Annotated in this window: 2 protein-coding genes; both read left to right on the top strand. The window is 39.7% G+C overall.

Annotated features, from left to right (window positions below; genetic code table 11):
- Positions 1 to 212: 212 nt before the first annotated feature.
- Positions 213 to 743: a DUF6431 domain-containing protein gene (locus tag Q1B07_RS26565; protein ID WP_366945295.1), complete on the top strand. Its 531-nt coding sequence runs from the start codon at positions 213 to 215 to the stop codon at positions 741 to 743.
- Positions 744 to 783: 40 nt separating this feature from the next.
- A partial coding sequence (locus tag Q1B07_RS26560; protein WP_299095787.1) for a helix-turn-helix domain-containing protein occupies positions 784 to 1,371 on the top strand: 588 nt, incomplete at its 3' end.

Raw genomic sequence — 1,371 nt, 5'->3', positions numbered from 1 at the left:
TGTTATTGCCATCCCAAAATGACCAAAAGTTGACGGTATTGCCTGTCCAGAATTAGACGATTATAATGTCCATATATATTTCAAAATATTTAGATATTTATAATTCTGGAGAAAGGAAAAGACGCCTCCCATCGTGTATATCTGCGCCAACAGATATACGGAAGACGTCCCCAAAAAAGAAACTATGATAATTGTATCAGATTATAATTTAATTGAAAACAACGGAGTTTTTGGTTAGAGGTGCGGGGAGGATTCCATCTCCCTGTTGCGGGAAAAGCATGAACGTAATTGGTACTAGAGATAGAAAATCTAAAGAAAGATCTGGAGAGACAAAAGTATATAATATTCGGCGATTGTGTTGTGATCAGTGCGGTCGGATTCATCATGAATTACCAGATTTCTTAGTTCCATATAAGAGATATGAGTCAGAGTGCATAGAATTGGTTCTATCGAACCCTTCTACTCATGATGTTCCAGCTGATGAATCTACCCTATTTCGTTGGTTTGAGTGGTTTAATAGCTTTGTAGATTATTGGGCTAATTGCCTCATATCCATTCTGCTTCGAACTAAACAGGGAATGATCCCTTTGAATTTGACGTCCGCAAATTCAGAGACTGCACTTCAAAGAATAGGACGACTGGTGGGGAATGCCCCCAGATGGCTAGAGAGAATTGTCCGTCCGATTGTGAATTTTAATTTGTGGTTACATACCCGTTCTGCATTCTTGTCCGAAGATAGCTGATTTACACTCATGATAATCACATATGTAGAGGAGTGTTATCATGAAAAATCAAAAAAAGGCAGAAGAAATGGCAGTACAACGGTTCCAGCTCATTTCCCCTCTCTTGGCGGAAGGTCTGGATGCTGGGAAAGCAAAAGAATTGAAAAACCAAATATGTAAGACCAGCGGTCTTTCTGAAAGGACCATTAGACGTTATCTTGAACAGTATCGTAATGAAGGTTTTGGAGGGTTAAAACCAAAAGGAATCTCGGGAAAAATGAAAAAAGAGGCTATACCTTCGCATTTATTAGAACAAGCGATTCTCCTGCGAAAAGAAGCTCCTACTAGAAGTGTCTCACAAATCATTCAAATTCTTGAGTGGGAGGGGTTGGCGAAACCCGGGCAGCTTAAGCGTTCTACTCTTCAAGAAAAATTAACCGAAAGAGGATACAGTTCTCGGCACATGAAGCTTTACTCTCAAACAGGAGTAGCTGCTAGACGATTTCAAAAGCGCCATCGTAATCAGTTGTGGCAATCAGATATCAAATTTGGACCTTATTTACCTATTGGACCAAATGGAACGAAAAAGCAGGTCTACTTAGTGGCTATAATAGATGATGCGACTCGATTTATTCTTCATGGAGCCTTT

The sequence above is a fragment of the uncultured Metabacillus sp. genome (assembly GCF_947503125.1).
In the GTDB taxonomy this organism is placed as follows: Bacteria; Bacillota; Bacilli; order Bacillales; family Bacillaceae; genus Metabacillus.
The sequence above is the reverse complement of the archived record's forward strand: the minus strand, read 5'-3'. Positions and strand labels throughout refer to the sequence as shown.